Raw genomic sequence first — 23,241 nt, 5'->3', positions numbered from 1 at the left:
CCGCCCTGGGGCCGCCGCGCTCCGACATCGCCGGACGGGCCCGCCGACGCACCGCGAAACGGTCACGCTGAAACCAACCGTTTCGTCGAGGATTGCCCGTCTCCGTCCTCCCGACGAGACCAGGCCGTCCGACCCGATGCCGCAAGACCCGTCACCGCCTCGTTCGATCCTCGTCGTCGAGGACGACTGCATCGTGCGCCTGGTCGCCGCCGGGATGCTGGAGGACGCCGGCTTTTCCGTGCTGGAGGCGGGCACGGCGGATGAGGCCATGACGATCCTGGAGGATACTCCGGGCATCACCGCCCTGGTCACGGACATCGATATGCCGGGCACCCTGGACGGGCTCGCGCTCGCCGATCGGGTGTCGGCCCGCTGGCCCCATATCCGGCTGGTGGTGACGTCGGGGGGACGAGACTTGCGCGACGCGGACGTGCCCGATGACGGGCGCTTCCTGCCCAAGCCCTACCGGCGGTCGCAGCTCCTGAAGGCGATCGAAGCGGCGGCCTAGCCGGCAGCGCCCGCTTCCGCGACGTCTCCGCCGCGACCCGGGCGAGGTGGGTTTCGTGCCGGTGCCGCTCCGGCCCGCCTCAGGAATCCCGCCTTGGGCGGAGCGCGACGACCTTGCCCCCTTCCGGCGCCTCGGTCGCCCCGGGGCCGAGAACCTCGGCGACCTTGCGGGCGAGCTGCTCGCGCTTGAACGGCTTGCCGACGAGGTGGACCCCGTCGTCGAGCCGGCCGTGGTGCACGATGGAGTTCTCGGTGTAGCCCGACATGAACACCACCCGCACCTCCGGACGCAGGGCACGGATACGCTCGGCGAGTTCGCGGCCCCGCACCTTCCCGGGCAACACCACGTCGGTCAGCAGCAGGTCGACCGAGGCGGTGTTCGCTCCGAACACCCGCAAGGCCTCCTCGCCGTCGGCCGCCTCCAGCACCCGGTAGCCGAGATCGGAGAGGATCGCGCAGGCGATCTCCCGGACCGCCGCCTCGTCCTCGACCACCAGCACCGTCGCCGAGCCGCGCGGCAGCTCGACCGGCGCGCTCGACCGCAGGGCCGCGGCGGCCACCCCGGCCGCCCGCGGCAGGTAGAGCTTCACCGTCGTCCCCTCGCCGGGCTCGGAGTAGATCTTCACGTGCCCGTCCGACTGCTTGACGAAGCCGAACACCATGGCGAGGCCGAGCCCCGTGCCCTTGCCGTCGGGCTTGGTCGTGAAGAACGGCTCGAAGACGCGGGCCACCACCTCGGGCGTCATGCCGTGGCCGGTGTCGGAGACCGCCACCATGGCGTAATCGCCCGGCACGACCTCGGCGTGGTGACGGGCGTATTCCTGGTCGAGCACCGTGTTGCCGAGCTCGATGGTGAGCCGGCCTCCGCCGGGCATCGCGTCGCGGGCGTTCAGCGCGAGGTTCAGGACGGCGCTTTCCAGCTGCGCCGCATCCGCCATCGCGGGCCAGAGCCCCGCGGTCTCGACGTAGCGCACCTCGATGTGCTCGCCGAGCGTGCGGCGCAGCAGCGGGATCAGGTCCGGCATGGTCGCGGCGAGGTCGATGGCGGCCGGAGCCAACGGCTGCTTGCGGGCGAAGGCGAGGAGTTGGCCGGTCAGCGTCGCGCCGCGTTGGGCGGCCCACGCCGCGCGCTCGACCCGCTGCTGCAGCTTGGCGTCGCCGTCGAGCTTGGCCCTGACGAATTCCAGGTTCCCGAGGATGACCTGGAGCAGGTTGTTGAAGTCGTGCGCGATGCCGCCGGTTAGCTGTCCGATGGCCTGCATCTTCTGCGCTTCCCGGAGTACGCCCTCGGCCTGCGCCCGCTTGGTCATGTCGGAGATGGTCAGGACGAAGCCGCCGTCGGGCATCGGGGTCCGCCGGATCTCCAGGTGGTGGCCGTCGGCCCGATCGCGTTCGTAGGTCACCGCCTCGCCGGGATTCCGGCTGCCGTGACGCAACTGGTCCTCGGTCTCCAGAGCCGGACAGCCCGGTTCGGCCGTGTGCTCGACAAAGGCGGAGTAGGCGGTGCCCGGGCGGAGCATGGCCTTCGGCAGGTCGAGCAGCACTTGGAAGCACTCGTTCCAGTTCTTCAGCTTGCGGTCGGGGCCGAACACCGCGACCCCCTGGCTGAGGCTGTCGAGTGTGGTGCGCAGGCGAAGGGCAAGGTCGCGCTGTTGCTCCTCCGACCTGTAGGAGCGCGACCACGCCTGGTTCAGGAGCCGGGCGGCCCAGAGCAGGGTCAGGACGGCGATCGCCGAGCCGCCGATCACCAGCCATCGCACCCACATGGCCCGGGCATCGTTTTGCGCGAGGCGGTCGTCGAGGAGCCGCTGCTCGTCGGCGAGGATGGTGGCGAGCACGACCTCCGCCTCGCGCATGTCCTTGCGGCCGGCGTCGGTGTTGACGATGCGCAGGGCGGCCTCCAGGCCGCTGTCCCTGCGGGCCTGCACGGTCTGGGCGAGTTCCTCCAGCTTGTGCAGGACGAGAGGGGCGAGCGCGCGCAGGCGCTGCTGCTGGGCCGGGTTGTCCGCCGTCAGCTTCTGCAACTCGCCCTGGACAACGACGATGCGGTCGCGTGCCGCGTCGTAAGGCCTGAGGTACTCCTCTCGTCCGGTCAGCAGGTAGCCGCGCTGGCCACGCTCGGCGTCCCGCAGGGCGATCGCGAGGTCCTTCGTCATGGCCAGCACGCGGTAGCTGTGCTGCGACCACTCGCGCGCGTCCCGGGAGGCGTTCAGGCGCTCCCAGGTCACGATGCCGACGAGGGCCAGGATCACCACCAGCACGCCGAAGACCAGCAGGTTGGCGCGTGCCACGAGGTAGCGTGTCATGGTGTCGGGTCCGCGAACGAGGTGGTCGGTAGCCCGACCGCCGGGGACGGCGGTCCCCTTCGCGTTCGTGTTCCCCACGGCCCGTCATCGTACGCGATTGCGGGATTGTTGAGGCCGTGAGCATCCCGCGGCGGGGACGACGCCCTTTCAAGGCTCGGGCGAGCCGGCCTTGCATCACCGCGCTGCCCGGTCCGGGGCCAGGGAAGCCGCGCCGTCGGCGTTCCGGGACGGACGCGATCGATGTCACATAACGTCAGGAGGGTGTGCGACTTTGAACGGAGCGGCCGGCGCGCCTTTGTCGGCCTTCCCGCGAGGGCAACGAAAGGATCCCGGCGATCGGGCCGGGGGCGGTTCAGACCGGCGCGTCGGCGGGAGCCATCCGTACTTTCGGCTTTCGCGCGATGGCTGCGCGCAGGACCTTCCCGACCTGTTCGGCCGAGTAAGGCTTGCGCACGAACTCGAAGCCGTGGGCGTGATCGCTCGCCAGCACGTGGCTGTAGCCGGAGGTGAGCACCACCGGCAGTTCCGGGTGAAGCTCCCGCAGCCGCTTGGCCAGCTCGATGCCGCCCATGCCCGGCATCACCACGTCCGAGAACACCGCGTCAAAGCGGAAGGGCACGGCCTCGATCTCGGCCAGTGCCGCCTCGGCGGTCTGGGTCAGGACCGTCCCGTAGCCGAGGTCGTGCAGGATCTGCGTGCAGAACGCCCCGATCTCGATGTTGTCCTCGACCACCAGGATGCACCGGTCGGCCTGCTCCAACGGCTGACCATCCGGCTCAGGGACGGCCTTCTCCTCCCCCGCCCCGGCCTCGGCTTGCGGGAGGTACAGGGTGAAGGTGCTGCCCCGCCCGACCACGCTGGCAACATCGACGTCGCCACCCGACTGCTTGGCGAAGCCGATGACCTGGCTCAGCCCCAGCCCCGTCCCCTTGCCGACCTCCTTCGTGGTGAAGAACGGCTCGAAGATCTGGGTGAGCCGTTCCTTCGCGATGCCGGAGCCCGTGTCCGTGGCCGCCACGACGACGAAGTCGTTCGGGGAGCCGGCATGGCCGCGGATCGGCGGCTTCGTCCGGCCGCAGCTCAGGGCGATGGTCAGCGTGCCCTCGCCGGCCATCGCATCGCGCGCGTTCACCACGAGGTTCACCAGCGCCGTCTCGAACTGGGTCGGATCGGCCCGCACGAAGCAGGGGCTTTCGGGCATCTCCCTCACGATGCGGATGCGCGCACCGGTGAGGGAATCGAGCATGCTCGCCACGCCCGCGAGGCGCTCGCGGGCGTCGAACACCTCCGGCCTGAGCGATTGGCGCCGTGCGAAGGCGAGGAGCTGCGCCGTCAGCTTCGAGGCCCGCTCCACCGTGTCGGAGACCGCGTCCATGTAGCGGGTGCGGCGTTCCTCGGAGAGGTTCGGCCGCCGCAGGAAGTCGACCGAGGAGCGGATGATGGTCAGCAGGTTGTTGAAGTCATGCGCTACGCCTCCAGTCAGCTGGCCGATCGCCTCCATCTTCTGGGCCTGCACCAGCGCGTCCTGAGCCTCGGCGAGTTCGCGGGTCCGCTCCGCGACCCGTTGCTCCAGGGCTTCGTTCATGCCCTGCAGCGCGTCCCGGAGCTGACGGTCGGCCACGGCACGCCGCTCGACGCTGCGCGCCAGCCGGGTGGTCAGGCCCGCCAGCCAGAGCGCCAGGACGATGACGAGGAGGGCGGTCCCGGTCTCGGCCTCCAGCAGGCCGGCACGGACGGCGTGAAGCTGCAGGAGGCCCAGGAACAGGGGCGCGAGCACGGTCGCCGGCATCAGGTGCCGGGTCAGGGTCCCGGCATCGCCGCCGCCGAGCACGGACGTCACCCACGGTCGGTTGGGGCGGCTCAGGAGCACCCCGAGCGACAGGGTGCCGAGCGTCAGCGCCGTGACGAGCGCCATGCGGGAGAAGGGGCCGCCCTGGTGGAAGGCGCCGAGGCCGTAGGCGTAGCCGAGGCCGCCCACCGCCGCGACGACGAAGGCGAAGAGGGCCGCCACCGCGCCGAGGAGGCGAAGGCGGCGGCTCCGTGCGTCCTGGAGAAGGAGGCCGGAGGCTGCGCCGACGGCGCCGATGGCCGTCGCCAGGGCCATGCCGCTTCCGGGCGCCAGCGGCGCGAACACCAGCCGCTGCACCCAGTCGTCGAGCCGGAAGCTCCCCGGAATGGCGTACTGCAGGCCCCCGCCGAGGGCGATGGCCGCGGCCGCGCCGGCGAGGCATCGGCCTACACGGCGGCTCAACCTCGCGCTCTCCCGCCGGGCGGCGAACAGCAGCGCCATGCCGAGCATGAGGGTGGCGAGCGCGCTCAGCACGACCATAGGCGCGTGACCTGGAAGGAGCCGTCGCATCGCCGGCACGTCGAACCACCATCCCGCCAGCACGGTCAGGGACACGCCCGTGCCGAAGACGCCGCAGGCCCGCGCGATCCGCCGGGCCCGGGCGGCAGCGCTCATCGTGCGCGAGGGCGCCGCATAGGGGAGCTTGGAGCGTTCGGCCTCAACCATGTGCGATCATCTCGCGGATGCGCACGCCGAGGGCTTCGACGACGAAGGGCTTGGTCAGCACTTCCATGCCGGGCTCCAGGTGCCCGTTGCCCACTGCCGCGTTCTCGGCGTAACCGGTGATGAAGAGCACCTTGAGATCCGGGCGCGTCTCGCGGCCGGCGTCGGCCATCTGGCGCCCGTTCATGCCGCCCGGAAGGCCCACGTCGGTGATGAGCAGGTCGATGCGCACGCCCGACTGCAGGACCTTCAGACCCGAGGCGCTGTCGGCCGCCTCGATCGCCGTGTAGCCGAGATCCTCCAGCACCTCGGTCACCAGCATCCGAACGGTCGGCTCGTCGTCCACCACCAGCACCGTCTCGCCCTGCTCGGCCCGGGGGGCGTCGGCAAGCCGCGCGAGCGGATCGAACTCCTCCACCGCCCCGTGATAGCGCGGCAGGTATAGGCACACTGTCGTGCCGAGGCCGACCTCCGAGTAGATCCGCACCTGCCCCCCCGATTGCTTGGCGAAGCCGTAGATCATGGAGAGGCCGAGCCCGGTCCCCTGACCGATCGGCTTGGTGGTGAAGAACGGGTCGAACGCCTTGGCGACGACCTCCGGGCTCATCCCGGTGCCCGTATCGGTGACGCAGAGCGACAGGTACTGGCCCGGCGGGATGTCGTGCTTGCGGGCGGCATGCTCGTCGAGCCACCTGTTGGCGGTCTCGACCGTGATGCGCCCGCGCTCGGGCATGGCGTCGCGGGCGTTGATGCAGAGGTTCAGCAGCGCGTTCTCCAGCTGCGGCGGGTCGACCAGCGCCGGCCACAGGCCCGAGGCGCCAACCACCTCGACCGCGATGGCGGGGCCGACGGTGCGCCGGATCAGCTCCTCCATGCCGCGGACGAGGACGTTCACGTCGGTCGGCTTCGGGTCGAGTGTCTGCCGGCGCGAGAAGGCGAGCAGGCGATGGGTGAGCGCGGCCGCGCGCTTTGAGGCGCCCTGCGCGGCGGACATGTAGCGGTCGATGTCCTTGAGCCGGCCCTGGCTCATGCGTGTCTGCATCAGCTCCAGCGAGCCCGAGATGCCGGCCAGCAGGTTGTTGAAGTCGTGGGCGATGCCGCCCGTGAGCTGGCCGACCGCCTCCATCTTCTGCGATTGCCGCAGCTGCTCTTCGAGCCGCGCCTTCTCCTCGGCTGCCGCCTTCTCGGCGGTGATGTCGCGGCCGACGCCGGTCAGCCGCTCTCCGCCGGGCTCCGGCGCCAGCTTCCAGGCGATCCAGCGCCACGTCTCGTCCGCCGCCCTGACGCGGTTCTCGACGCGGACAGGCCTGCCCGTGGTCCGCATGTCGAGGAGCGCCTCCATCACGACCGGGAAGTCCTCGGGATGGACGATCTCGCCGTAGGGCCGCGTCAGCAGGGTTTCCGCGTCGTGGCCCAGCAGGATCGTCCAGGAGGGGCTGATCCGGAGAAGGTGGCCCTCGTAGTCGGCGTTGACGAGCAGGTCCTCGCTGAGCTCCCAGAGACGATCGCGCTCGGCGGCGAGCCCCGCCTCGGCGTCGCGCTGGGCGGTGACGTCCTGCACGAACACGTAGAACCCGTCGACCGCGCCCCTCGCGTCCCGGCGCGGCTCGTAGCGGATGTCGGCGATGCGGCGCCTTCCGTCCGGCCATGGCCAGGGTAGGTCCGTGCGAACCGGCGTGCCGGCCAGCGCCCGCTCGATGTACGGCAGCCGGGCTCGTAAGCCCGCCTCGTCGACTAGGTCGGGGATGGTGCGTCCGACGACCTCCTCGGGCTTGCGGTCGAACCAGTCGCGGTAGGCCGCGTTCGCGAACCGGTAGGTCAGCGATCGGTCGACAAAGGACACCAGGAGGGGCAGCGCGTCGGCGACGAGGCGCAGTTGGACCTCGCTCGCGCGCAGCGCCTCCTCGGCCCGGATGCGGCCGGTCTCGTCGCGGGCGAGTTTCAGGAAGCCGCGCGGACGTCCTTGGGGATCCGGCGGCAGCGGATGGGAGGAGCCGTTCAGGAAGACGCGCCGGCCATCCTTGGCGACGTGCCAGCGCTCGTCGCCGGCGCAGCCGTTGCGCGCCGCGGTGGCCATCTCGCGCAGGTCGGCGCCCCTGTCGCGGTCCTCCGGCGTGAAGGTGATGGCGGCGGGCTTCCCGACCGCCTCCTCGGGCGACCAGCCGAGGACCGCCTGCGCACCGGCCGACCAGCGCGTGATGATGCCGTCTGTGTCGGTGGTGAGGATGACGTGGTCCCGGGCGCTCTCGACCACGAGGCGCAGCTCCTCCTCGCTCCTGCGTAGGGCTGCCTCGGCGATCTTCCGGTCGTGGACATCCTCGACGACGCCGTACCAGCGGATGATCGTGCCGGCCTCGTCCCGGCGCGGGTGGGCGCGGGCCCGCTGCCAGCGGTACTCGCCCGTGGCGGCGATGCGGATGCGGTAGTCGATGTCGACCGGGTCGCCTGAGGACAGCGCGACCGCGAATGCCGCCATCTTCGGCTCCAGGTCCTCCGGGTGCAGCGCCTTGGTCCAGCCTGCGCCGTCCGGCTCCCCCGGGGCCTGGCCCGTCAGTTCGAGCCAGCGATGCGAGTAGGAGATGATGTTGCCGTGGGGGTCGGCCGTCCACGGCACCTGCGGGTTGAGCTCGACCGTCTGCCGGAAGTGCTCCTCGCTCTCGCGCAGCGCCCGGTCGCCCAGGACCCGCGCTGTGGTTTCATTGGTGAAGATGAAGAGGCCTGCGACGCTGCCGTCGCCGTCGAGCACGCGCGAGTAGGAGAACGAGAACCAGGTGTCGGCCGGGCCGCGGTCGGTGCCGAGCTTCCACGGCATGTCCTCGAAGCGGCGGCTGCGGCCGGCGAAGGCGTCGTCGATGATCGGCTTGGCCTGGGACCAGGCATCTGCCCAGACCACGTCGAAGCGCTCGCCCATGGCCCAGGGGAGCCGCGGACCGAGCAGCGGGAAATACGTGTCGTTGAAGAAGAAGGTGAGGTCGGGACCCCAGGCGAGGATCATCGATTCCGGCGAGTTCAGCACCAGGCTGAGCGCCGTACGAAGCTCCGTCGGCCAGGTCTCGGGCCGGCCGAGGGGATGGTCGGACCAGTCGCGCGCGCGGATCACGCGGGCGGCCTCGCCGCCGCCCGCCAGGAAGGCCAAGCTGTCGCTCACGGACTAGGCCTCGTCGCGAACGTATGCCGCGTCGCGATGGGCCAGGAAACCGAGCTCGCGCTCTTCGAGGAGGCGCAGCGCCGTGCGCATGACCTCGCTCATGTTGCCGAAGCGGCCCGAGGCCAGCATCCGCTCGGCGGCGGCGAAAAGCTCGGGGCTGAGCGAGATGGTGACGGACTTGCGGACGGGCATGAGGGGCTGTGGCCTGTAGGATCAGCTCACACAACGCGGTGGCCTGCCGCAAGGATGCCCGTCCGCAGTCTGTCCATCCTGCCGGATGTCCTACGCCCGCGGTGGGACGAGCGCGTCCGGCCGGCGTCCCGGGACGCATCGCGGCGTCGGCAATCGACGCCCCCCGTTCCCGATCGAGCGCCCGCAGGAGGTGCGCACGCCCATCCGCCTCTTCAGGATGCGTAAATTCCCGAGCTTTGCAGGATGTGCTCGCCATTTCCCTGGGCGGAGAGGTAGCCGCTCCTCCAGGACGCTGTGCCAGCCCCAGGTCGATCCAGGCCCTAGGCGCCGAGACTGGCTGCCGAGTTCTCCTTCCCAGGGTGATACCTACCCTTTTCCCGCTGACAAATCCTGGCCTGCCCAGCACCTGCCCGGCTTCGGCTAGCTCGACCGGGAGCATGGGGCCGCGTTGATCGCGACGCTCGACGCCTGCAATCGCCGGTTCGGCCGCGGTGCAGTGGTGCCGGTGACGGCCGGGCTGGCCCGGAAGACCGACTGGTCGACGAAGTTCGAGATGCGCTCGCCCCGCTATGACACCGGGCTCGACGAGTTGCCGGTCGTCGCGGCGGCTTAGCCGGGCGGACCCGGCCCATCCGTACATTTATTGTGACACAACGTCAGGACGTTGTGGCCACCGGACCAACCATTCCATCTCAACGGCAGCTGTTGGCCTCCGAGCGGACATTTCAGTTCGTTCGATTGGAGGTCCGCTGATGGCGCGAAGCCGAACAAGGCGCAGGCGAACTCCTGACCCCTTGCGGACATTCAAGCGTGCCGGCCCAGAGGTCTGCTCAGTAGGAGGAAGCGGACCTAGCAGCGGCGGCCACGACATCAGGAGGTTGTGCTACATCAAACGTGGCTTCGCGAGGTGAGGATCATCCCGTCCTTCCCTCGTCGCGCCGGCATGGCCGACCGGTCCCGCGATGGTATCGGCGCCCCCGTCCTGATGCCGGTAGGCGTCCGGTGAGGTGGGCGCTCTCACCCCCGAGGAGGTCCATGGCGCCGCCTTGCTCGGCGAGCGCTACGAGGCGCACCTCGCCCTCCTCTCCTTCGACCCGAAGCGGGGCCGCGACGCGGAGCTGGCCCGCAGCCGGCAGGAGCTTTTCGCCGCCGGACGCGAGTGCCTCTACCTCGGGCTGCCCACCATCGGGTCAGACACGGCCGCCGTGCTGCGCCAGGCCGCCCGCCAGGGCTTCCTCGGCGACCCGCTCCTCGTGATCGGGCCCGAGGCGCTGATCGCCTACGGGCTGGCCGCCGGCTCGCGGATCGGACAGGCCTTTCCTGCCGGCGCGCCGCTCGAACTGCTCGACGGACCGGAGGACGCCGACACGGCGGCGTTCGACGTCCTCATGACCGTCTACGGGGGGCCGTACCGGGCATCCCGCGGCAGGGCCGGCCCGGTCAGAAACCCGGCCGGCCACGAGGTGCGCCTACACCGGCCTGACCCGGGGACGGAGCCCGAGGGGGCGAAATGGCTTCTCGGCGGCCGGACCGTCGCCCGCGACGCGGTCTCCGTCGAGGGGATCCCTGCCCCGATCGTCGCGCCGGACCCGCGGACCTTCGCCGTGCGCAAGCTCTAGCTGGCCCGGCGGACGGGCCGTGACCCGGCGGACCGCGAGCGCGACGCCGGTGACGGCGCGGCACTGCTCGAAGTGCTGGCGGCGGGAATGCCCGGCTTTCCCCTGCACGAGGGCTTCGCGGGCACGCTCCCCGGCCCCCTGCGGGAGGTCTTCGACCGCTGGCTGGCGAGGCGGCAACATCCCGCGCCTTCCTCGGCGCAGGACCTCGATGTCCCGTCCTCGTTCGTCGCCGCGCCGAGGACGTGAGCGCTCCGTCGGGCCCCCCTAGCCGCGCCGGGTCATGTTCATGGACATACCCTCGCAGCAGCAGCCGCCCTTCTTCCCCTTCAAGGCACCGTGGTTCATGGCCATGCCGCCCTTCATGCCGGGCTTGCCGCACATCATGGCGCCCTTGCCCTTGCCGCCACCGCAGCAGGACATCGCCATCGCCGGGGACGCCGCCAGCAGCAGCAGGGCGGCCGAGGCCAGTGCGATCCGCTTCATGGTCTTTCCTCCTCGCTTGAATGGGACACCGGAAGGGGTGCCCCTTACATCCGCTCCTTGATGCCGGAGCCGACGAGCCACCAGTTCACCGGGTAGCTGGTCAGGTACCCCGCGACCATGGCGAGTTGCATGGCGAACCAGAACTCGACCGAGTTGACCGGCGCCCGCTGCCCGGCCAGGCGCGGGAAGAGCCAGAATTGTACCAGCGCCATCAGGCCGTACATCCCCACCTGCCAGGCGATCAGCGACAGGGTATCGGCCTTGAGGGCGGCCACCAGGCCCTCACCCGGCGAGAGGCCCCGCATCGGCACGATGGCGTAATACTGGAACACGATCCCGAGCGCATAGGCGAAGACGAAGTCCAGCGCCCACACGGCGTACATCTTCTCCTCGAAGGCCCACTGCCAGCCGAACCAGACCGCCACCGCCGGAACCAGGAAGGCCAGCCATTCGGCGGCGACGTCGCCCAGCATGCAGCCGCTGCCGCAGTGAAGCGCGCCCTTGCCGACCATCACGGCGAACGGCGTGCCGGTCATGTTCGGCGGCTTCTCGCCTCGCTCCTTCGCGCGGTGGTGCGCCTCCATGGTCGCTAGGCGCCCGTAGCGGAAGTAGGCCCAGACCACGGCCACCGACCCGAATAGGGCGCTGACTGGCCAGACCACGTTCATCACAGTCATGTGCTGTGGGTGCCGGACCACCTCCACCGACAGCAGCAGCGCGCAGGCGGCCCCCAGCAGCAGCGCGGCAATCGAGACGGCATGGAGCCAGCCCGGGGCGGCGAAGGCGGCGCTCAATGGTGCGCCACCAGCATCCAGACGGCCATGGCGACCATCATCAGGTTCTCGGTCAGCGAGACGAAGCCGAGCGGCACCTTGCTCGACCCGCCGACGCAGGCGCACTTGATCTCGCGCTTGTCGAGGTAGACCGCCTTGAACACCGAGGCCGCCCCGATCGTGCCGATGAACAGCGCCACCGGGATGGAGAGCCAGTTCAGGGCGCCCGCCACCATCAGGACGCCGGCGATGCCCTCCAGGAAGGGGTAGGCGTAGGCGTAGCGCACCCAGCGCTGCGCCAGCAGGTCATAGCCCAGGAACATCGACGAGAAGCTCTCGACGTCCTGCAGCTTAAGGAGGGCGAGCACGCACATGCTGAAGGCGATGAACCACTCGGCCGCGCGCTGGGTGAGGGGCGTGCCATATGCGGCGTAGCTGGCCGCCAGCGCCATGAGCGCGGTCATGGCGAAGACCGCCACCACGGGCGTGTACGTGGTCGCGTTCGGGTCGTTGGCCGCCTTGCCGAAGCGTTGGCGCAGGTCGTCGTAACCGCCGACCCGCTCGCCGTTGATGAAGGTCTGCGGCGTCGACTTCACCTGATGCTCGGCCTTGAAGCGGTCGGTCTCCTCGCGCGTCGTCAGCCAGCGGTCCTCGACCTCGAAGCCCTCGCGTTCTAGGAGGTCCTTGGCCTTGAGCCCGTACGGGCAGAGGTGCTTCGGCATCACCATGCGGTAGAGGGTGGCCTTGCGGGCGGTGGCCGTTGCCATCTGTCGTCCTCGTCGTTTGGAGGGAGGGGCCCCGCCCCTCCCGGTCGGGTTTCGGGGCCGGCCGGTCAGGCGGCCATCTTCCGGCAGCTCTCGGCGCAGCGGCGGCATCGTGTGACGCAGTCGTCCATATCGCCGACCTGCTCGCAGCTCCTCGCGCAGGCCTCGCAGACCTCTGCGCAGGCGCGGCAGGTGTGCCTGTGCTCGGCGGTGCCGATCAGCATGAAGTGCGCCGAAGTCCGGCAGATCTCCGCGCAGGCCATCATCAGCCGGAAGTGCTCCGGTTCGACGTGCTTGCCGCCCGCCGGGAGGCAGTGATTCGAGGCCATGCCCAGGCAGGTCTGGTAGCAGCGCAGGCACTCGTCGATGCAGGACTGCATCTCGCTCGATATCTGGTGCATTCAGGTACTCCGTCGTTGCAAAGTCGACGCAAGCGGCACGACTGGAGAACTGACTCAGTACAAAGCAAGCCAGAAAGTCATGCCCTGAAATACAAACTCCCGGAATACGGGCTCGTTCAGAAATAAATACTTCGAGCGCTCACGGGTTCGGGAGCCGGACGCTGTCCCGGCCGGGCACCCTCACTGGGAGCCCTTCCTCTTCAGGAAAGCTTCCATCTGAGCGATCTCGACGTCCTGCGCCCTGATGATCTCCTCGGCCAGTTTCCGGATCTCCGGTTCCTTGGAGTGCTCCAGGGCGACCTTGGCCATGGCGACGGCCCCCTTGTGGTGGGGGATCATGCCGCGCACGAAGTCGACGTCGACGTCGTTCGTGTAGCGGATGTCCATGTCCCGGTGCATCGCGGCGTCCACATCCCGGAACGCCTTGGTCGCCGCCGTATCCGACTTATCCGTTGCGGTCGCCGGTACGGGATGGCGGCCAGCGTGGTCCATGTGCTCGTTGCCATGCATCTCGTGGGCGGCGGCGGCGCTCGTGAGCGCGAGGACCAGGGTGCCGGCGACGACGGTCTTGGTCAGGGTCTTCATCGAGGCGTCTTCCTGTGGAGGGGTCAGTTGAACTTGCCGCTGGCGGTCGCGCCGTCGGGCCCGGTGAGCTGCACGGCGCCCTTCAGGCTGTCGCCGAGCGCGGTCGCGGCCTTGCCAGTGAGGCGGTTGCCGTCGGCCGGCTCCAGAGGCACCCGCGAGGGCTTGCCGCCGACGACCAGGATGGCCGTGCCCTTGAAGCCCGCGGCCGGGACCGGCTTCTGGCCCTCGTCGGACAGGAACACGTCGACTGTCGCGCCCTTGGCGACGAGCTCGACGTGGAACTTGCCCGCGTCCGCCACCCGGCCGCCGTGCTGGCCGGCGGTCTCGTGGGCGTAGACGGCGGTCGCGGCGAGCAGGCCAACGGCTAGGGTCACTCTCGGAAGGATCATGCGTCTCGTCTCCTCTGGGGTCAGTAGGCCTCGGCCAGGCGCGGGCGCGCTCCGTCCGGGGATGGGTTGGCCGGCGCCTCGGCGTGGACGGCGCGCAGCCGCTCCAGCGGCCTGGCGCCGAAGCGCAGGAACAGGACGGGGGTCAGGAAGGTGTCGAGCAGCGTCGCGCTGATCAGCCCGCCGAAGATCGTCACCGCGACCGGGTGCAGGATCTCCTTGCCCGGGCTCGCCGCGTCGTAGAGCAGCGGCACCAGCGCCACGCCGGCCGAAAGGGCCGTCATCAGGACTGGGGTCAGCCGCTCCAGGCTGCCGCGCACCACGAGGTCGGGGCCGAACGGCACCCCCTCGTTCAGCGACAGGTTCAGGTAGTGGCTGATCTTCAGGATGCCGTTGCGCGCGGCGATGCCGGTCAGCGTGATGAAGCCGATCATCGACGCCACGGACAGCGGCTGCCCGACGAGCCACAGGGCCGCCACCGAGCCGATCAGCGCCAGCGGCACGTTGCCCATGATGATGAGCGCGAGCGCGGCCGAGCGGTAGCGGCTGAACAGGATGGCGAAGACCAGGGCCAGGGACAGCGCCGAGAGTACCCCGATGGTCCGGCTCGCCTCCTCCTGCGCCTGGAAGGTGCCCTCCAGGCTGGTGAAGAAGCCGGGCGGGAGCGGCTCCTTCGCCACTGCCTCGCGGATGGCCGCCACGATGGTAGCCATGTCGCTCTCGCCGTTGGTGTTGGCCTGGACGACGATGCGGCGGCGGGCGTTCTCGCGCAGGATCTGGTTCGGCCCGTCGGTCTCGCGGATGTCGGCGACCTGCCGCGCCGGCACCCAGCCAGAGGGCGTCTCCAGCAGCAGGTCGCCCAGTCCGGCGGTGGTCCGGCGGTTCTCCGACAGGCGCAGGACCACGTCGAAGCGGCGCACGCCGTCGACCACGGTGGAGACCACCCGCCCGTTCGAGAGGCGGCTGATCTGCTCGACCACCGCGGCCGGCTGGACCCCGTAGAGGGCCGCCCGGGTGTAGTCGACCCGCACCTCAAGCTGCGGGATGCGCACCTGCCGCTCGACCTGCAGGTCGACGAGACCCGGAATCGTGGCCATCCGGTCGCGCAGGGAGTTGGCGACCCGGCGCAGGGCGTCGAGGTCCTCGCCGAACACCTTGAGCGCGATCTCGGCCCGCACGCCCGAGAGCATGTGGTCAAGCCGGTGCGAGATGGGCTGGCCGACGTTGACCGCCACCGGCAGCGCCGCGAGGCGCCCGCGCATGTCGGCGACGAGGGCCTCCTTCGGACGCTTGGCGCCCTCGTCCAGCGCCACCTCGATCTCAGAGGAGTGGACGCCCTCGGCGTGCTCGTCGAGCTCAGCCCGGCCGGTCCGGCGGCCGACCGCCTTCACGCCTGGGATGTCCAAGAGCAGCTTCTCGGCGATCAGCCCGACCCGGTTGCTCTCGGCGAGCGAGATCCCCGGGTTGAAGGTCATGTTGACCGTGAACGAGCCCTCGTTGAACGGCGGCAGGAAGGCCCGGGGCAGGTTCCAGGCGGCCACGCCCGCGGCCACCACCGCCGCCGCGACGGTGCCGACGAGCAGGCCCTTGTGGCGGAAGGCGACCTGCAGGAGGGCGGCGTTGCCGCGCTTGAGTAGCTTCAGGAAGCGGCTGTCGTGCTCCTCCAGGTTCTTCAAGCCCGGCAGCAGGAGCGAGGCCAGCACCGGGGTCAGGGTGATGGAGGTGAGCAGGCTCGCCAGGATCGAGATGATGTAGGCCTGCCCCAGCGGGGCGAAGAGCCGGCCCTCGATGCCGGAGAGGGCGAACAGCGGCACGAACACCAGGATGATGATGAGCGTCGCGTAGACGATGCCGGAGCGGACCTCGTTCGAGGCCTCGACCACCACCTGGAACACGCTCTTCGGGTTGCCCGCCCGCCGGTTCTCGCCGAGCCGCCGGTAGATGTTCTCGACGTCCACGACCGCGTCGTCGACGAGCTCCCCGATGGCGATGGCGAGGCCGCCGAGGGTCATCGTGTTGATGGACAGCCCGAACAGGTAAAACACCACCGCGGTCGTCAGCACCGAGACCGGGATGGCGAGCAGCGAGATCGCGGTGGTGCGCACGTTCAGCAGGAAGGCGAACAGCACCACCGCCACCACCAGCACGGCCTCGACTAGGACGCGCTCGACGTTGCGGATCGAGGTCTCGATGAAGTCGGCCTGCCGGAACAGGACATGGTCGGCCCTGATGCCGGCCGGCAGCGTCGACGACATCTCCTTCAGGGCGGTCTCGATGCTGCGGGTCAGCCGCACCGTGTCGACGTCGGGCTGCTTCTCGACCGAGACGATGACCGAGGGCTTGGCCATGTAGCCGGCGTCGCCCCGCTTCGTCCGTGCGGCGAAGGACACCTCCGCGACCTGGCGCAGGTGGACCGGGGTGTCGGCGACCGTCGCGACCACGAGGTTGCGCAGATCGTCGAGGCTCATGGTCCGGCCGATGTTCCGGATCAGGTACTCGCGGGAATGCTGGTCGGTGAAGCCGCCGCCGGCGTTGGTGCCGAACTGCGCGAGCGCCGTCTCAAGCCCGGCGTTCGTCACCCCGAGCGAGCGCATGGCGGCCGGGTTCGGGCTGACCCGGAACTGGCGCACCTCGCCGCCGATGGGGATGACCTGCGCCACGCCCGGGATGGTGAGGAGCCGCGGCCGGATGGTGAAGTCGGCGACCTCGCGCACCTGCATCGGGCTCGCGGTCTCGCCGGTCACCGCCACCAGCAGGATCTGCCCCATGATGGAGGAGATGGGGCCCATCACCGGGGTCACGCCCCGGGGCAGCTGGTCCTGCACCAGGGCGAGCCGCTCGGCGACCTGCTGGCGGTTGCGGTAGATGTCGGTGCCCCAGTCGAACTCGACGTAGGTGATGGACAGACCCACGCCCGAGACCGAGCGCACCCGGGTCACGCCCGGCAGCCCGTTCATCCGGGTCTCGATGGGATAGGTAACGAGCTGCTCGACCTCCTGGGGCGCGTACCCTTCCGCCTCCGTCATGATGGTGACGGTGGGCTTGTTGAGGTCGGGGAAGACGTCGACCGGGAGCTTGGTCGCGGTGAAGGCGCCGAAGAGCACCAGCACCGTGGCCATGGCGAGGACGAGCAGGCGGTTGCGGACCGACTGGCTGACGAGGAAGGTGAACATCGGGCGGCCCTCCTCAGCGCACCTGGTCGAGGAGCTCGGCGCCCTGGGTCACCACCCGCTTGCCGGGTCCGATCCCCTCGGCGACCAGCACGCGGCCGCCGTCGAGCGGCTCGACCCGCACGGGCCGGGCCTCGAAGCGCTCGGCGGTCGTGTGCTCGTAGACGACGTCCTGCCCGTTGCCGGTGCGCACGACCGCCGCGCGCGGCAGCGCCAGGCCGGACTGCTCCGTATCGGTCCCGGCCAGCACGGTGACGAACTGGCCGACCCGCAAGCCGGAGGCGTCGCCCTGCACCGCGAACTGGACCGGGATGGCCTGGTTGCGGTCGGCGAGCCCCGTGCCCTGGTAGGCGAGCTTCAGGGTGCGCCCGTCGGCGAGCCGTGCCGTGGCGTCCTGGGCCGCCGTCAGGGCGTCGAAGCTGAGGGCCTCGACCCAGAGGCGGTTGGGGGCGACGATCTGGAAGACCATGGCGCCGGATGCCGCCATCTGGCCGGCCACGGCGGTCGCCTGCGCCACCACGCCGTCGACGGGGGCGACCAGGGTCTCGGGCTGTTGACGGATCTTGTCGAGGGCCGCGCGGCGGTCGTGCAGCCCGTTGAGCTCGGCGACCGCGTCGTCGAGTTGGGTCTGGGCGACGGCGCCGCTCGTGGTGAGCTTCCGGTAGCGCTCGACCCGGCGCTCGACGATGGCGATCTGCTGGTCGAGCTCGCCCTGGCGCTGGCGCATGTCGGAGACGTCGACGGCCTGGACCGGCGGGGTCACGGTCGCGAGCACGTCGCCCTTGCGCACCTTGGTGCCGAGGCGCGGGAACAGGCCGGACGGCGGAGGCGAGAGACGGCCGCCGACCGAGGACTGCACGACGCCGCTGGCGTTGGGGTCCGGGATGATGCGGCCGGGCAGCTCGACCGAGCGGTGGAAGCTGCCCTGCTCGGTCATGGTGGTGCGCAGGACCAGCAGCCGTTGCGTCGGCTTCGGCACGAAGACGGAGCCGTCGGGCAGGCGCTGCGCGAGGTCCGACAAGGCCGGCGTGGTCTGGCGCGGCTCGATCAGCGCCGCTCTCTGCACGGGCGTGCCGTGGTCCTCGTCGCCGTGCGCGAAGGCGGCGGTGCCGAGGACGATGGTGATGCCGATGGCGACCAGCGCCACCGCCGGCGCGGCACGGCGCCCGCGTGCGAGCGCCGTCACGAGCACGCCGAGCAGGAAGGCGACGGCGACCGCGGCCACCAAGGCCGGGTCCTTGGCCGTCAGCCGCTCTCGGACGTCGTGGGCGACCTCGGAGACGCGCGCCAGGGCAGCCTGAGCCGGGGTCGGCTTGGCAGACGCCGCGGCCGCGGCGACCTTCGGGTCTGGCACGGTGACCCCGACGGTCAGCACGTCGACGTCCTCGCCCGCCGTGACGGTCGCGACGAGCTCGTGCCGGCCGGGCTTCGACAGCCACGGGGCCGGCAGGGCGTAGCCGCCGTCGGGCGTTGCGGTCGCGACCTTCGGGCCTTCGGGGGTCTCGACCTCGATGGTCGCGCCCGTCACCGGCTCGTTCGTCCGGAAGCGGTCGAGGAACAGCGTCAGGGTGCCGTCGCGCGGGATGGCGACGAGCTCGAAGGCGTCCGATAGCGCCTCGCCGCGCGGGGCGATGGTCTTCGAGACGGGCGGCGGCGCTGCACCGTGGTCGTGCCCCTCGTGGGCGAGCGCGGGCCCCGCCAGGACGGCGGCAAGCAGCGCCACCGCAGCCCAGGCGGCGGCAAGACGGGTCGACATGAACAGAAATCCTCGCGTCGGGAAGTCCGGACGGCACCGTGCGCAGGCGCAATCCGGGCGTCGCGCGCCTCAGGCGCGCCCTACTTCACGCGACGGTTCGTGGGGGCTTGGGTTGGGCCTCGGGGCCGGTGCCCGACCGGCCGGCGACGTCGCGCGGGATCAGCGTGACGGTCCGGAACAGAGACGGCGACAGGACCGACGGCCCGGGCAGGACGCCGGTGGCGCAGCAGGCCATCGTCCCGCAGCAGCGGGTCTTGCACCCGAGCCGGCAGCAATCGTCCCCGGTGGGCTCGATGCGCGCGCCCTCGGCCACGGGCGGGCGGAGCGCGATCTTGGACCAGGTCGGCACCTCGGGCCGGACCGCCGTCTTGGCGGGCGCGGTCACCGTCGCCCGGACCGCCGGCGGGGCGACCTTCGGCTGCGTCGCGGTCCTATGGCGGCCGTGGTGCGCGTGACCCTCGTGGGCCTGGACGGCGGACGGCGCGACGTAGGCGATGATCGCGAGGATCATCGCCGCCACCAGGCGCACGATTTGCCGGTCGAGGCTCATGGGTCTGGCTTACACCGATTCCGGTGGTGGGACTATGCCCGCGGCTGAGACGTGAATGCCGTGAGGCAAGGTTTGGTTGCCACCGCGGCGCTTCAAGCTGCAGCGAGCAGTGGCTCTACCGGGTAGCCCGCTGCGGCGATGACCTGAACGATCCGGTCGGCCGGGCCCACCACATCAGACACGGTGACGAGCTTAGCTCTCAGGTCGACCTCGACGCTGGCGCCGGGCTCGATGGTGAGGACGGCGCGGGTGATGGACTTGGCGCAGCCGCCGCACCCCATCTTCTCAACCTTGTAGCGATACATGACGCTCTCCCTTCAATGGTGTCGCGTCGAGATGGGGCTTCCCATGATGGGAAGGTCAAGGGTCGGCCTTCGTCGCCTATTATCACTTCGGCGCTAGACGATCCGTTCGGTAGATCAGGAGTGGAACATGACGGCCTTGTTCACACCCGCTCGACTGATGCGCCCGCTTTCTCCAGTGCGGAGAAGCCACCGGCGACGTGGGCGACGGACCTGAGCCCCATGTCCTTGAGGGTCTTGGCGGCCAAGGCCGATCGGTTGCCCGAGCCGCAGTAGAGAACCAGCCTCCTGCCATCCCCGAGTTCGGCCTTGTGGGTCGGGCTCTCCGGATCAGCCTGGAACTCTAGGAAGCCGCGCGGCACATGGACCGCGCCGGCGATCCTACCGGCCTTGGCCAATTCTTCGCCCTCGCGCACGTCGACGAGCATCGTGTCGGGCTGGCCGAGGCGTGCGAGCGCTTCCTCGGCCGATAGGGTATCGACCTCGCGGTTGGCTTCCGCCACCAAGTCCTTCGCGCTCTTCGTGGTCAAGGTCATCTCCGTCACGCGCCCCAGGCCGCGCCGTCGAGGGCGTCCAGCGGGATCTTCAGGTAACGCCTGCCGTTCGCCTCGGGCTCGGGCAGGCGGCCGCCACGGATGTTTACCTGCAGGGAATGCAGGATAAGCTTGGGCATCGGCAGTTCGCGGTCGCGGGCCTCACGCATGCGGACGAACGCCTCCTCGCTTGGGGTCTCGACGAGGTGCGGGTTCTCGGCCCGCTGCCGGGCGACCGTACTCTCCCAGGCCGCCTCGCGCCCGTCCGGACGGTAATCGTGCCCGGTGAACAGCCGCGTCCCGTCCGGCAGCGCCATGATGCGCTGGATGCTGCGCCAGAGCGCGTGCGCGTCGCCGCCCGGGAAGTCGGCCCGCGCCGACCCGCTGTCGGGCATGAACAGGGTGTCGTGGATGAAGGCGGCGTCGCCCACCCGGTAGGCGATGGAGGCCAGGGTGTGGCCCGGCGTGAACATCACCTCGACGTCGAGGTTGCCGATCCGGAAGCGCTCGCCGTCGGCGAAGAGCCGGTCCCACTGCGAGCCGTCCGTCCGGAACGTTTCGGGCAGGTTGTAGAGCCCCTTCCAGAGCCGCTGAACTTTGACGACCTTCTCGCCGATGGCGGTCGGGATGCCGGTCTTGTCGTGCAGGTAGCCGGCGGCCGAGAAGTGGTCGGCGTGCGGGTGGGTGTCGAGGATCCACTCCAACTCGTAGCCCTCGCGCTTGATATGGGCGAGCAGGGCGTCGGCGGAGCGGGTGGCGGTCGCCCCGGACTTCGGGTCGAAGTCGAGCACCGGGTCGATAATGGCGCAGCGCTTCGTCTCGGGATCGGCGAAGACGTACTGGATGCTGCCGGTCGTCTCGTCGTGGAAGCCGGTCACGATGGGTCGACCGCGCAACGACGGGATGGTCTGGTCGGACATGGATCTCCTCCTTCCGAGTTCAGGTTGTGGCTCCGAGGAGCGGCAGGGCTCCGCGGGCGACCACGTAGAGGCCGACCAGGATCACGAGGCCGGCGAAGGTGAGGGTCAGGGCGCGCTTGTGCTGGCTGAGCCGTCGGCCGAGGCCGGCACCGACGAGGCCGCCGAGCACGCCGCCCAGGATGAATAGGCCAGCCACCGGCCAGTCGATCAGGCCTGAGACGGCGTAGCTTGCCGCGGTGGCGGCCCCGAAGGCGCTGACCGCGACCAGCGAGGTGCCGATGGCCATCGGCAGCGGCATAGAGGTCGCCAGCATCAAGCCCGGCACGATCAGGAATCCCCCGCCGATGCCGAAGAAGCCGGAGAACAGGCCCACCGCGAAGCCGATGCCGAGCAGCCAGGGCAGGAGCACCGGGGCGCTGATCTTGGTCAGGCGCACCTCCGGGTCGCCCTCACCGCGCCGCTTGCGCAGCATCAGCCCCCCGACCACCAGCATCACGACCCCGAACAGCGCCAGGAGGCTCTGCCCGTCGACCGCCTTGGCCGCCGCCGAGCCGGCGAGCGCGCCGAGGATGCCGGCTGCCGAGAACACCGCCGCGCACCGCCACTTCACGTTCCCGGCCCGCCATTGCGAGACGAGGTTGCCGGCCGCGCTGACCGAGACCGCCAGGGCACTGGTGCCGATCGCCACATGGGGCGAGCTCACCCCGACCACGTAGGTCAGGAGCGGGACCGCCAGGATCGAACCGCCCCCGCCGACGAGGCCGAGGATCACGCCGACGACCCCGCCCGAGCCGGTCGCGAGACCGGATGTGAGCAAGCCGGGCATCACGCGTCGGCTCCCTGGACTACCTTCGGGTTCGAAGTCGACGATGGCACGAGGCGGAACATCAGCATGCCGACGACCATGGCGGCCACGAAAGTCGCGGCGGGGGCTGGCACCACCGAGAGGATGGTCAGGGCGGGTCCGGGGCAGAGGCCGGCGAGACCCCAGCCGAGACCGAACACGGCGGCGCCGACGAGCAGGCGCGGGTCGAGGTCGCGCCGGGTCGGGATATCCAACCGGGGCGCGAGCACCGGCCGGCCGCGCCGTCGCGCGACGCGATAGCCGGCGGCCGAGACAGCGACGGCACCCGCCATGACAAAGGCAAGGCTCGGATCCCAGCGTCCGGTCACGTCGAGGAAGGCGAGGACTTTCGCTGGGTTGGCCATGCCGGAAACGAGCAGTCCGATCCCGAACAGCAGGCCGATGGTGAAGGCGGAGACGGTCTTGGCCATGGCTCAGGCTCCGAGCAGGTGATGGGTGACGAGGACGGTCAGGATGGCGACGGCCATGAAGGTGCCGGTCGCGATCAGCGAGCGGGGCGAGCCGCGACCGATGCCGCAGACGCCGTGACCGCTGGTACAGCCGGCCCCGAGGCGTGCACCGAACCCGACGAGCAGACCCGCGACCACGAGGAGCGGAAACGAGGCGTCGACCGCCACCGCCGGCAGGCTGCCGCCCAAGCCGCCGTAGACCAGCGGTGCCAGGACCAGGCCGGCCAGGAAGGCGGCTCGCCAGCCGGTCTCGCGCGAAGGCGAGGCGAGCAGGCCGCCGAGGATGCCGCTGATGCCGGCGATGCGTCCGTTGAGGAGCAGGAGCAGGGCGGCGGAAGCGCCGATCAGGCCGCCTCCGAGGAGGGCGCTCAATGGCGTGAAGCTGTCCATGGTCAGTCACTCCCGACGCGCGGCAAGGGGCACACCCGTGGGCGATGCATGATCCACACGCCGCCACTGGGGTTGTCATGGACGGGGTCCGTCCCCGAACCGCGCTAGAATTAGATAATGCTTAATTAGTGACTTCTAATTTAACGTCAAGAGGAGGCGGTCGATGGTTCCTGGAACAGCGGAGCGGGTTTCGCTTCACACAGGCGCGCGCGACAACCGGCGCATCGCTGCAGACCTCGATGCGAGCGTCCGCTGGCATGCCGAGCACCCGCAAGACATCGGTCGCCGGCTGCGCGAGCTCGACGCGGAGTGGGACATCGAGCGGACGCTGGAGGCCAACGCCGCGACGCTGGCGCTCACCGGAACGGTGTTGGGCCTGACCACGGATCGACGGTGGCTTGCCCTGCCCCTGGCGGTGACCGCGTTCCTCCTCCAGCACGCCGTGCAGGGCTGGTGCCCGCCCTTGCCGGTTCTTCGGCGCCTCGGCTTCCGTACGGCTCGTGAGATCGAGTTTGAGCGCAACGCCCTGAAGGCGCTCAGAGGTGATTTCGGCCCGATCGGACCGGGTCCGGGTGACCACGACAGCCGGGCAAGCCACGCCCTCATGGCAGCTAGGCTCTGACGAGAGGG

23 protein-coding genes and 1 pseudogene are annotated in these 23,241 nt (G+C 70.4%); 5 read left to right on the top strand and 19 right to left on the bottom strand.

The window, feature by feature from the left end:
• The first annotated feature begins 136 nt into the window (after positions 1-136).
• Positions 137-508 carry a response regulator gene (locus MFF26_RS07545; RefSeq protein ID WP_012452053.1) on the top strand — a complete coding sequence of 124 codons (372 nt, stop codon included), beginning with the start codon at positions 137-139 and terminating at the stop codon, positions 506-508.
• A 79-nt stretch (positions 509-587) separates the two neighbouring features.
• On the opposite strand, the gene MFF26_RS07540 is transcribed toward MFF26_RS07545, so the two are convergent.
• The 4 genes from MFF26_RS07540 to MFF26_RS07525 all read right to left on the bottom strand — a co-directional run bounded on the left by MFF26_RS07540 (position 588) and on the right by MFF26_RS07525 (position 8,665).
• Positions 588-2,813, bottom strand: coding sequence for a CHASE3 domain-containing protein (locus tag MFF26_RS07540; protein ID WP_238307837.1), 2,226 nt, complete (start codon positions 2,811-2,813; stop codon positions 588-590).
• A gap of 352 nt (positions 2,814-3,165) precedes the next feature.
• The gene (locus MFF26_RS07535) at positions 3,166-5,328 is read right to left on the bottom strand and encodes a hybrid sensor histidine kinase/response regulator (protein WP_373324376.1); all 2,163 of its coding nucleotides are present in this window, start codon (positions 5,326-5,328) and stop codon (positions 3,166-3,168) included.
• Positions 5,321-8,473, bottom strand: a complete 3,153-nt coding sequence (locus MFF26_RS07530; protein WP_238307836.1) for a PAS domain S-box protein — start codon at positions 8,471-8,473, stop codon at positions 5,321-5,323. Before MFF26_RS07530 ends, MFF26_RS07535 begins: the two co-directional genes overlap by 8 nt.
• 3 nt (positions 8,474-8,476) lie before the next feature.
• A complete protein-coding gene (locus MFF26_RS07525) occupies positions 8,477-8,665 on the bottom strand; it encodes a ribbon-helix-helix domain-containing protein (RefSeq protein WP_012452057.1) in 189 nt (62 codons plus the stop codon).
• A 424-nt stretch (positions 8,666-9,089) separates the two neighbouring features.
• Between MFF26_RS07525 and MFF26_RS07520 the strand changes: the two are divergent.
• The 3 genes and pseudogenes from MFF26_RS07520 to MFF26_RS07510 all read left to right on the top strand — a co-directional run.
• Positions 9,090-9,278 (top strand): annotated as a pseudogene (locus MFF26_RS07520) (DUF4113 domain-containing protein); the annotation flags it as partial.
• A 394-nt stretch (positions 9,279-9,672) separates the two neighbouring features.
• The gene (locus MFF26_RS07515) at positions 9,673-10,284 is read left to right on the top strand and encodes a nucleotidyltransferase family protein (RefSeq protein WP_238307835.1); all 612 of its coding nucleotides are present in this window, start codon (positions 9,673-9,675) and stop codon (positions 10,282-10,284) included.
• 87 nt (positions 10,285-10,371) lie between these two features.
• Complete coding sequence (locus MFF26_RS07510) at positions 10,372-10,530, top strand: hypothetical protein (protein ID WP_012452060.1); 159 nt, start codon at positions 10,372-10,374, stop codon at positions 10,528-10,530.
• 18 nt (positions 10,531-10,548) lie between these two features.
• Here the strand turns inward: MFF26_RS07510 and MFF26_RS07505 are convergent, their stop codons facing one another.
• The 15 genes from MFF26_RS07505 to MFF26_RS07435 all read right to left on the bottom strand — a co-directional run bounded on the left by MFF26_RS07505 (position 10,549) and on the right by MFF26_RS07435 (position 22,611).
• Positions 10,549-10,767: a hypothetical protein gene (locus MFF26_RS07505; protein ID WP_012452061.1), complete on the bottom strand. Its 219-nt coding sequence runs from the start codon at positions 10,765-10,767 to the stop codon at positions 10,549-10,551.
• Positions 10,768-10,811: 44 nt separating this feature from the next.
• Positions 10,812-11,561 (bottom strand): DUF4396 domain-containing protein, encoded by a 750-nt coding sequence (locus MFF26_RS07500; RefSeq protein ID WP_017486784.1) that lies wholly within the window; start codon positions 11,559-11,561, stop codon positions 10,812-10,814.
• Positions 11,558-12,307, bottom strand: a complete 750-nt coding sequence (locus MFF26_RS07495) for a glutaredoxin family protein (RefSeq protein WP_012452063.1) — start codon at positions 12,305-12,307, stop codon at positions 11,558-11,560. The genes MFF26_RS07500 and MFF26_RS07495 overlap by 4 nt, the downstream gene beginning before the upstream one ends.
• A 65-nt stretch (positions 12,308-12,372) precedes the next feature.
• A complete protein-coding gene (locus MFF26_RS07490; RefSeq protein WP_238307834.1) occupies positions 12,373-12,705 on the bottom strand; it encodes a four-helix bundle copper-binding protein in 333 nt (110 codons plus the stop codon).
• 180 nt (positions 12,706-12,885) lie between these two features.
• Positions 12,886-13,290, bottom strand: coding sequence for a CopM family metallochaperone (gene copM / locus MFF26_RS07485; protein ID WP_012452065.1), 405 nt, complete (start codon positions 13,288-13,290; stop codon positions 12,886-12,888).
• Positions 13,291-13,313: 23 nt separating this feature from the next.
• Complete coding sequence (locus tag MFF26_RS07480) at positions 13,314-13,679, bottom strand: hypothetical protein (protein ID WP_012452066.1); 366 nt, start codon at positions 13,677-13,679, stop codon at positions 13,314-13,316.
• Between the two features lie 20 nt (positions 13,680-13,699).
• The gene (locus MFF26_RS07475) at positions 13,700-16,849 is read right to left on the bottom strand and encodes an efflux RND transporter permease subunit (RefSeq protein WP_012452067.1); all 3,150 of its coding nucleotides are present in this window, start codon (positions 16,847-16,849) and stop codon (positions 13,700-13,702) included.
• Between the two features lie 13 nt (positions 16,850-16,862).
• Positions 16,863-18,602: an efflux RND transporter periplasmic adaptor subunit gene (locus MFF26_RS07470; RefSeq protein WP_238307833.1), complete on the bottom strand. Its 1,740-nt coding sequence runs from the start codon at positions 18,600-18,602 to the stop codon at positions 16,863-16,865.
• A gap of 85 nt (positions 18,603-18,687) precedes the next feature.
• Complete coding sequence (locus MFF26_RS07465) at positions 18,688-19,152, bottom strand: hypothetical protein (RefSeq protein ID WP_238307832.1); 465 nt, start codon at positions 19,150-19,152, stop codon at positions 18,688-18,690.
• A gap of 92 nt (positions 19,153-19,244) precedes the next feature.
• Positions 19,245-19,457 carry a heavy-metal-associated domain-containing protein gene (locus MFF26_RS07460; protein WP_012452070.1) on the bottom strand — a complete coding sequence of 71 codons (213 nt, stop codon included), beginning with the start codon at positions 19,455-19,457 and terminating at the stop codon, positions 19,245-19,247.
• Between the two features lie 140 nt (positions 19,458-19,597).
• Positions 19,598-19,984: a rhodanese-like domain-containing protein gene (locus MFF26_RS07455; protein WP_041371804.1), complete on the bottom strand. Its 387-nt coding sequence runs from the start codon at positions 19,982-19,984 to the stop codon at positions 19,598-19,600.
• A gap of 11 nt (positions 19,985-19,995) precedes the next feature.
• The gene (locus tag MFF26_RS07450; RefSeq protein ID WP_238307831.1) at positions 19,996-20,907 is read right to left on the bottom strand and encodes an MBL fold metallo-hydrolase; all 912 of its coding nucleotides are present in this window, start codon (positions 20,905-20,907) and stop codon (positions 19,996-19,998) included.
• 19 nt (positions 20,908-20,926) lie between these two features.
• Positions 20,927-21,733: a sulfite exporter TauE/SafE family protein gene (locus MFF26_RS07445; protein WP_238307830.1), complete on the bottom strand. Its 807-nt coding sequence runs from the start codon at positions 21,731-21,733 to the stop codon at positions 20,927-20,929.
• A complete protein-coding gene (locus tag MFF26_RS07440; protein ID WP_012452074.1) occupies positions 21,733-22,182 on the bottom strand; it encodes a YeeE/YedE family protein in 450 nt (149 codons plus the stop codon). The genes MFF26_RS07445 and MFF26_RS07440 overlap by 1 nt, the downstream gene beginning before the upstream one ends.
• A 3-nt stretch (positions 22,183-22,185) precedes the next feature.
• Positions 22,186-22,611 carry a YeeE/YedE family protein gene (locus MFF26_RS07435; protein ID WP_012452075.1) on the bottom strand — a complete coding sequence of 142 codons (426 nt, stop codon included), beginning with the start codon at positions 22,609-22,611 and terminating at the stop codon, positions 22,186-22,188.
• Between the two features lie 163 nt (positions 22,612-22,774).
• Here MFF26_RS07435 and MFF26_RS07430 point away from each other — a divergent pair, with 163 nt between their 5' ends.
• A complete protein-coding gene (locus MFF26_RS07430) occupies positions 22,775-23,233 on the top strand; it encodes a hypothetical protein (protein ID WP_238307829.1) in 459 nt (152 codons plus the stop codon).
• Positions 23,234-23,241 lie beyond the last annotated feature (8 nt).

Origin of the sequence: Methylorubrum suomiense (genome assembly GCF_022179765.1) — a bacterium.
Taxonomy (GTDB): domain Bacteria; phylum Pseudomonadota; class Alphaproteobacteria; order Rhizobiales; family Beijerinckiaceae; genus Methylobacterium; species Methylobacterium suomiense.
This window is presented reverse-complemented; position numbering and strand designations above follow the sequence as displayed.